Raw genomic sequence first — 8,119 nt, forward strand, 5'->3', positions numbered from 1 at the left:
TAAATAATTAAGATAAAAACTATTTTATTCATTCACTTATAAATTTGTAGGTGATCTTTTATCTTATAAAGAGCTTGTGTGTTCCGGGTTGTGACATGCACCAAATTGGTGCATTATAATGGTGCAACCCAATACTAGGACGGCTAATGGACACAAATAACCTTCTCAATCACTTAGTCACCGCAGTGCTCGTTATTAATAACGAGCTCAAGCCGAGCTATGCTAATGCCGCGGCCGCACAATTATTGGGAGTAGGTAACTATAAGCTGCTTGAACAAACGCTTCCCGAGCTCTATCAACTGATGGGAGTTGAGCCACAATTACTCCGCGATGCGATTAATGCGGGCCAGGGACTTACAGTGAATACCGCAGCATTAATTACCCTAGACGGCCAACATCACACCATTGATATTACCTTGGTGCCTATTGAAAATGACAATAACCTCAGCATCTTAGAATTACGCCAAGTAGACCAACAACGCCGTATTCATCAGCAGCTTAATATGGACGCCCAACAGCAAGCAGCACAGTTTTTGGTGCGTAACTTAGCTCATGAAATTAAAAACCCACTGGGCGGGCTTCGAGGCGCTGCGCAATTGTTATCTCGAGAACTCGACTCACCTGAGTTAAAAGAATTTACCAGCCTGATTATCGAACAGGCTGATAGATTACGAAATTTAGTCGACCGCTTGCTTGGCCCACAACGTCCAACGCAACATACTGAACACAATATCCATCAAGTGATTCAAAAAGTACTTAAGCTCGTTGAAATGGCACTGCCAGAAAATATCAGCTTAAAACGAGATTACGATCCATCGATCCCTGATATTCAGATGGATCCAGATCAAATGCAGCAGGCCGTATTGAATATTGTACAAAATGCGATACAAGCTTTAGAACATTGTGGTGGTGATATTGTCATTCGCACTCGCACTCAACATCAAGTCACCATTGGAACACAGCGCTATAAAGTGGTACTCGCCTTATCCATTATTGATAACGGCCCCGGTATTCCTGCTGAGTTAATGGATACCCTTTTCTACCCTATGGTCACCGGTCGTGACGAAGGCTCAGGGTTAGGATTATCCATTGCACATAACATTGCCCGATTACACGGCGGTCGCATTGATTGTGTTTCGGCACCAGGGCATACCGAATTTATTATTAACCTGCCATTACAATAACTAGCATGCCCTTTGTAGGCAGAATGAGGTAGTAACATGAACATTAGTGAACAAGTTTGGATCCTCGATGATGATAGTTCAATCCGTTGGGTACTCGAAAAAGCCCTTAAAGGCGCATCACTGTCAACGGCTAGTTTTGCTGCTGCAGAATCCTTGTGGCAAGCTTTAGAAGCATCACAACCTCAAGTCATCGTGTCAGACATCCGCATGCCAGGTACTGACGGCTTAACCTTACTAGATCGCTTACAACTGCATTATCCGCATATTCCAGTGATCATCATGACCGCCCACTCAGACTTAGACAGTGCAGTGAGCGCATATCAAGCAGGTGCATTTGAATACCTACCAAAACCATTTGATATTGATGAAGCGATTAATTTAGTTGAACGCGCACTTACACATGCAACAGAGCAAGCACCACAACCTGTGATTGATACCACCATAAAAACCCCTGAAATTATTGGTGAAGCCCCGGCAATGCAAGAAGTGTTTCGTGCCATTGGTCGATTATCTCGCTCATCAATTAGTGTGCTTATCAATGGTCAATCTGGTACTGGTAAAGAATTAGTCGCTGGCGCATTGCACAAACACAGCCCTCGTAAGGACAAGCCCTTTATTGCATTAAATATGGCTGCTATCCCAAAAGATTTGATTGAATCTGAACTCTTTGGCCATGAAAAAGGCGCCTTTACTGGTGCCGCCAATGTGCGCCAAGGCCGTTTTGAACAAGCCAATGGTGGCACGCTATTTTTAGATGAAATTGGTGATATGCCAATCGATGTGCAAACGCGATTATTACGAGTACTTGCCGACGGTCAGTTCTATCGTGTCGGCGGTCATCAAGCTGTGCAAGTTGATGTGCGAATTATTGCTGCGACGCATCAAAATCTTGAAGTGCAGGTGCAAAAAGGCACCTTCCGCGAAGATTTATTTCATCGCCTCAATGTGATCAGAGTGCACTTACCGCCGTTATCGCAACGCCGTGAAGACATTGCCCAACTCGCCAACCACTTTTTAAACACGGCTGCGAAAGAGATTGGCGTTGAACCCAAAATACTCACCAAAGAAACAGCCGTAAAGTTGGCTAATTTACCTTGGCCGGGCAATGTTCGCCAACTTGAGAATACTTGTCGTTGGTTAACAGTGATGGCGTCCGGACAAGAAATTTTACCGCAAGATTTACCACCAGAATTGCTTAAAGACCCAGTTGCAACCCAGCAGAAACAGGCTGGAGCAAGTGACTGGCAAACCGCACTCACTGATTGGATTGATGAAAAGCTGGCTGCAGGTGAAAGTGATTTGCTCACTGAAGTGCAACCTGAATTTGAACGTATTTTACTTGAAACAGCACTAAGACATACTCAAGGCCATAAACAAGAAGCCGCTAAACGCCTAGGTTGGGGCCGCAACACCCTAACGCGTAAATTGAAAGAACTGTCGATGGATTAACCATTAACATTAGCCATCAACTTTAGTCATCATATTGGCAGTAATGCTTGTGTTGGATTAAGGTTTGTTATGTTTTATTCACTTAACAAAACCTTAATCCAACACAGAATAAACCTTGAATCTCAAACAGCCATTTTTCATCAGGCTATACTGAATTATCAACTAATAAATTAAGTGTCATCACACAAATCCATATCCGACATCCACTCAATAATCATCATAATTCTCGTAATCATGGCCCATTAACTTCGCCACTCAATTACTATGAACAAAGCCAAACACACGACTCAAACAATACCCTCAAACAGTATTTTCTCTACACATTACCTTCCAATAGTGAGTGGTGTTAATATCCCAGCCATATTCTGTCCCCAGTGATGTTCTTAATTATGTTCAGAGCTATTTCAGAGTGATGCTCAACGTAATCCCCAAAATGATGCCAATAACATACCTGTTCAAATATTAACCAAAGTTGATGCGGATCAAATTTTATTCGCAGTACAGGAATATACTGATACTTGTGTGCTGAGACTCTCCTTTAATTAGGAAGGTAGAAATCATGGACTTGCCGCAAACAGTTATTTCCCCTAAAACCGTCGGGGATCCGCTCTATTACGAAGCTATCGTCTTCGGTCGCTTTACGCGTCAACTTTGCGCGTTAGATGACAAAAAAAGCAATATGTCCTCTAGCAACATGACCCACACCATTTCAGTATCCACATTGAGTGACCAAGCATGGAAAAAGATGACATCAACGTCAACTTGGAACACGTCATGCTACGCGTTGAGGCTACAACGTCATCACAGGCAAGGGAAACAACATGGTGTATGCCATATTATTCACTTCATTATGGTAAATACACTCGCCCTTTCATCCTTTGAAAAAATGTCATCCCTAACGGACTTAATACGGCATTTAAAGACGACGTTCTTCCTCTCAACATTCCGAACCAGAAAGCCGCTAAAGAAATGACCCGTACTGCGATTAAGTGAGGCTTCACGGTAGATATGTAGCACTTTCACTGCCTACCTGAATGACTGTTTCACTTGTTTTGAACAGCACTAAATGGACTTCTTAGCCTTCTGTGGTTTTTATTTTGGAGGAAAGACAAATGCATATTGATCGCGAACAATTACTGGAAGCGTACCGACAAATGCGCACCATACGAGAATTTGAAGAACGTCTGCACAAAGAATTCACCACAGGACAAATACCTGGATTTGTTCACCTATATGCCGGTGAAGAAACATCAGCTGTAGCCGTGTGTCAGCAATTAAATAATGAAGACCACATTGCCAGTACCCACCGCGGCCATGGCCATTGCATTGCAAAAGGTTGTGATGTGATGGGGATGATGAAAGAAATCTACGGCCGCGCAGAGGGGTTATGCGCAGGCAAAGGCGGTTCCATGCACATTGCTGATTTAGATAAAGGCATGCTTGGTGCTAATGGGATTGTCGGTGGTGGTGGCCCATTAGCCTGTGGCGCAGCCTTGTCTTCTAAGGTACGTGGCACCGATGGGGTTGCAGTCGCCTTTTTTGGCGACGGCGCGTTTAATCAAGGCACCATACTTGAGTCGATGAACTTTGCTTCGGTTAATCAATTACCAGTGCTATTTGTATTGGAAGATAACGGTTATGCCGAATCCACCGCCAGTGCTTGGTCCATGGGAGGCCATGATCCTGTTGCTAGAGCCGCGGGATTTGGGATAAAAGGAAAAAAGGTCGACGGACATGATTACTTTGCCGTTTACCGCGCAGCCAAAGAAGCCGTTGATGCGATGCGAGCAGGCCTTGGTCCACGCTTTATTGCCATTGAATTTACTCGTTATTACGGACACTTTGAAGGTGACGCCACCACCTATCGCCCTCCTGGTGAAGTCCGTGACGAACGTACTTACCTCGATGCGTTAAAATTTTTCCGCGCTAGGGTCACGGGTGGCGAAATGCTAACCGTAGTTGAGCTAGATGCCATCGATGATGAGGTCAAAACACTCATTGATGCTGCCGTCGATGAAGCTAAAGCCGCTGAAATACCTAATATCGACCAACTCACCACTGACGTTTACGCCAATTACTCATTATGATTTGGGGGAAGTTATGTCTATAAAATCTTTTAGAGAAGCACTCAACGAAGGCATGCGTGACGCCATGCTAGAAGATCCGTCAGTCATACTATTAGGCGAAGATATTGCCGGTGGCTTAGGTGCAGCTGGACAACAAGATGCTTGGGGCGGTGTACTAGGCGCAACTCATGGCTTAATGACGGAGTTTGGTCGTGACCGTGTATTTGATACTCCCATCAGCGAAAGCGCATTTATTGGTGCCGCTGCTGGTGCTGCTGCAACGGGATTAAGGCCTGTTGCTCAGCTTATGTTTGTTGATTTTTTTGGCGTTTGTGGAGATCAAATCATCAACCAAATGGCTAAATTTCGCTATATGTTCGGCGGAAAAGCCACAACACCAGTGGTTGTAAGAACCTTATATGGGGCTGGCACAGGAGCCGCAAGCCAACATAGTCAATGTCTGTATCCTATTTTCACCCATATTCCTGGCTTAAAAGTGGTTATTCCATCTTCACCCTATGAAGCCAAAGGGCTGATGTTACAAGCCATTCGTGATGATGACCCGGTGATATTTTTTGAACATAAAGCCATGTTCAACGATAAGGGCGAAGTGCCTGATGAACCCTACGTCATTCCATTTGGTCAAGCCCGTACTGTGCGTGAAGGTCGTGATGTCACTATCGTAGCCATTGGTCGTATGGTTGGTTTTGCTAGCAAAGCGGCTGATGCATTAGCCCAAGCTGGTATCGAATGTACCATTATCGATCCCCGCACCACGTCACCGCTTGATGAGAAGGCAATATTAGCGTCGGTTGAGCAGACTGGTCGGCTAGTAGTAGTTGATGAAGCCAGCCCTCGTTGTGGGATGGCAGCAGATATCAGTTCAATCGTGGCTGAATATGCATTCTCCGCGCTAAAAGCCCCGATTAAACGTGTTATGCCACCACACTCTCCGGTGCCGTTTGCACCGAATCTTGAACAAGCTTACATCCCTAGCGTTGCAGATATTGAAATTGCAGTGCAAGCAGTAATGAGGAAACACTAATGGCCAACAATATTAATGCCATCACAATGCCAAAATTTGGTCTCACGATGGAAAAAGGCAGCGTCTCAGCTTGGCATGTTGAGGTTGGCAAAACGGTCGCAGTGGGTGATGAGATTGCCGATATTGAAACCGAAAAGGTCACCTCAGCATACGAATCACCGATAGCCGGAACATGGCGGCGTAGTGTTGCCTCTGTCGGTGATGAGCTTCCAATTGGCTCACTTATTGGTGTGATGGCATCTCCCGAGATTGATGATGCACAAATAGACAGTTTCATTGCCAAATTCACACCAACTTAATAGGACAACACCATGAAATTAAAAGCAGCTTTTATGTTTTTATCACCCGATGCTAACCATGAAAAAAGTGTTGTCTCGACCCCGAGTGTCGAACTAACAGTGATTGCAACACGCAATTACGACGATGCAGTATCGGTTGCCACTGAGCTGGCTGATTTAGGCATTAAATCTATCGAACTCTGTGGTGGCTTTGGCCACATTGGTACGGCTCGTATTGCCAACGCTGTCGAGGGTAAAGCCACTGTAGGTGTTGTAAGGTTTGATATTCATCCAGGGTTGGATGGCGCGAGTGGTGATAGCATTTTCACCAAATAATAGGATTATTTATCATGGAAACTCTACAAGATAAAGGTGCTAAGTACCATTTGTTTGGCGATGTCACCACTGAACCATTAACTAAGATAAGGCGAATAATCGCTAATAATGTGCTTGAGAGCTGGACGCATATACCCCACGTGACCCATCATGATGAGGTAGATATCGGTGCCATCGAAGCATTACGCCATAAGTTTAACATCGAACATTCGGCTGACGTTTTGGGTGTGACTGAAGAGGAACAGATACATTTCACATTATTGCCGTTCATTTTAAAAGCCACGATTGAAGCATTGAAGCTTTTTCCTGCATTTAATGCTTCGCTCAGTGACGACGGCGAAACACTGATGCTTAAGCACTATTACAACATTGGGATTGCGGTAGACACCTCAAATGGTCTTCTCGTTCCGGTAATTAAAAACGTAGACGCACTCACACTAGAGGAGCTAGCCATAGCATCACAACAATTAGCTGAGCGAACTCGCGCTGGTAAACTGACCTTTGCCGACACTGAAGGAGGCTCATTCACGGTAACCAGTTTAGGCCCAATGGGAGGAACGAGTTTTACGCCCATTATTAACATGCCCGAGGTTGCCATTTTAGGAGTATCAAGAGAAATAACCAAGGTTGTGGCGCAAAATGGCCAAATTGTTATTCGCCCTATGTTGCCATTATCGCTGTCCTATGATCATCGTGTTATCGATGGCGCTATGGCAACACGCTTCATGGCACAGCTAAAGCAAAATCTGTCACAAGCAGAGACGTTCTGCTAATGGCATATGACATTAGTGTTAGATCAATAATGGCAGTGCATTAACCTAATGATAAGGGGTTAATGAGCTGCCATTATTCAATTAAAAGTCTTAGTTTCTACACATCATTGATTAAACCGGATCTTGGTGAATTATCACTTCTGCATCATCAAACGCCGCTTTAATCGTCATACCCGCTTTATCTGCTATTGCATGAGCTTCAAGCAGAGATAAATCACCAGCCAATTCCATGTGCAATTGAATGAACGTGGTTTTGCCCGCTTGACGAGTGCGTAAATCATGAATCCCCTTAACGCGAGGGTCTTGCTTGGCTAACGCTTTAATTTTGTCGCGAGTCTCATTGTCTAACTCTCGGTCAAGTAAGCTCTGAATTGAACGATAACCTAAACCGAGAGCTTGATTACCAATAAACAATGCAATAAACACCGCAAACAGACCATCGGCCCACCACCAGCCATATTGCGCCAATATTAGCGCAAACAACACCGCAGCATTCAATAACAAGTCAGACTTATAATGTAATGAATCGGCTTCAACCAAAGAGCTATTGGTTTTTTTCAACGCATGTCGTTGCAGCAAAACGAGTGCAAATGTCAGTACTATCGCAATAATAGACACCACGATGCCACTCATCGCATTGGTGACTGCCACTGGATGAATTAACTTTTCGCCGCCATACAATAATAACAACGACGCCGAACCTAAAATAAAAGCAGCTTGAGCTAACGTTGCTAACGGCTCAGCTTTACCATGGCCATAACGATGATCTTTATCAGCGGGAACGATGGCATACCGAATAGCAATAAAGTTAACAATCGAAGCAAGTGCATCTGCAAATGAATCCGTTAATGAGCCCAACATACTGGCAGAGCCCGAATACATCCAAGCGATCAACTTAATCACAATAAGGCACAGCGCTGTGGCCACTGACGCGCGGCTAGCTAATTTGACCCAAAAGTCATATTCAGAAGAGGTACTCATATAAGAA

Annotated in this window: 8 protein-coding genes; 7 read left to right on the forward strand and 1 reads right to left on the reverse strand. The window is 44.5% G+C overall.

The annotated features are described in order from the left end of the window. Positions 1-146 precede the first annotated feature (146 nt). From glnL to CXF78_RS08255, 7 genes are all read left to right on the forward strand, one after another. Positions 147-1,184 carry a nitrogen regulation protein NR(II) gene (gene glnL / locus CXF78_RS08225; protein WP_102036488.1) on the forward strand — a complete coding sequence of 346 codons (1,038 nt, stop codon included), beginning with the start codon at positions 147-149 and terminating at the stop codon, positions 1,182-1,184. 36 nt (positions 1,185-1,220) lie between these two features. Then, a complete protein-coding gene (gene glnG / locus CXF78_RS08230; RefSeq protein ID WP_102036489.1) occupies positions 1,221-2,633 on the forward strand; it encodes a nitrogen regulation protein NR(I) in 1,413 nt (470 codons plus the stop codon). 1,112 nt (positions 2,634-3,745) lie between these two features. Next, positions 3,746-4,720, forward strand: coding sequence for a thiamine pyrophosphate-dependent dehydrogenase E1 component subunit alpha (locus CXF78_RS08235; protein WP_011635809.1), 975 nt, complete (start codon positions 3,746-3,748; stop codon positions 4,718-4,720). Positions 4,721-4,733: 13 nt separating this feature from the next. Then, positions 4,734-5,744, forward strand: coding sequence for an alpha-ketoacid dehydrogenase subunit beta (locus CXF78_RS08240; protein ID WP_011635808.1), 1,011 nt, complete (start codon positions 4,734-4,736; stop codon positions 5,742-5,744). Continuing rightward, on the forward strand, positions 5,744-6,043 hold the full coding sequence (locus tag CXF78_RS08245; RefSeq protein ID WP_011635807.1) for a biotin/lipoyl-containing protein: 300 nt from the start codon (positions 5,744-5,746) through the stop codon (positions 6,041-6,043). The genes CXF78_RS08240 and CXF78_RS08245 overlap by 1 nt, the downstream gene beginning before the upstream one ends. Before the next feature lie 12 nt (positions 6,044-6,055). Then, a complete protein-coding gene (locus CXF78_RS08250; RefSeq protein WP_102036490.1) occupies positions 6,056-6,358 on the forward strand; it encodes a DUF6506 family protein in 303 nt (100 codons plus the stop codon). Positions 6,359-6,372: 14 nt separating this feature from the next. Continuing rightward, positions 6,373-7,131, forward strand: a complete 759-nt coding sequence (locus CXF78_RS08255; protein ID WP_102036491.1) for a 2-oxo acid dehydrogenase subunit E2 — start codon at positions 6,373-6,375, stop codon at positions 7,129-7,131. 111 nt (positions 7,132-7,242) lie between these two features. Here CXF78_RS08255 and CXF78_RS08260 read toward each other — a convergent pair whose 3' ends face one another. Further along, the gene (locus CXF78_RS08260) at positions 7,243-8,112 is read right to left on the reverse strand and encodes a cation efflux pump FieF (RefSeq protein WP_011635804.1); all 870 of its coding nucleotides are present in this window, start codon (positions 8,110-8,112) and stop codon (positions 7,243-7,245) included. Between the last annotated feature and the right edge of the window lie 7 nt (positions 8,113-8,119).

The organism is Shewanella sp. 11B5, from assembly GCF_002836795.1.
GTDB classification, from domain to species: domain Bacteria; phylum Pseudomonadota; class Gammaproteobacteria; order Enterobacterales; family Shewanellaceae; genus Shewanella; species Shewanella frigidimarina.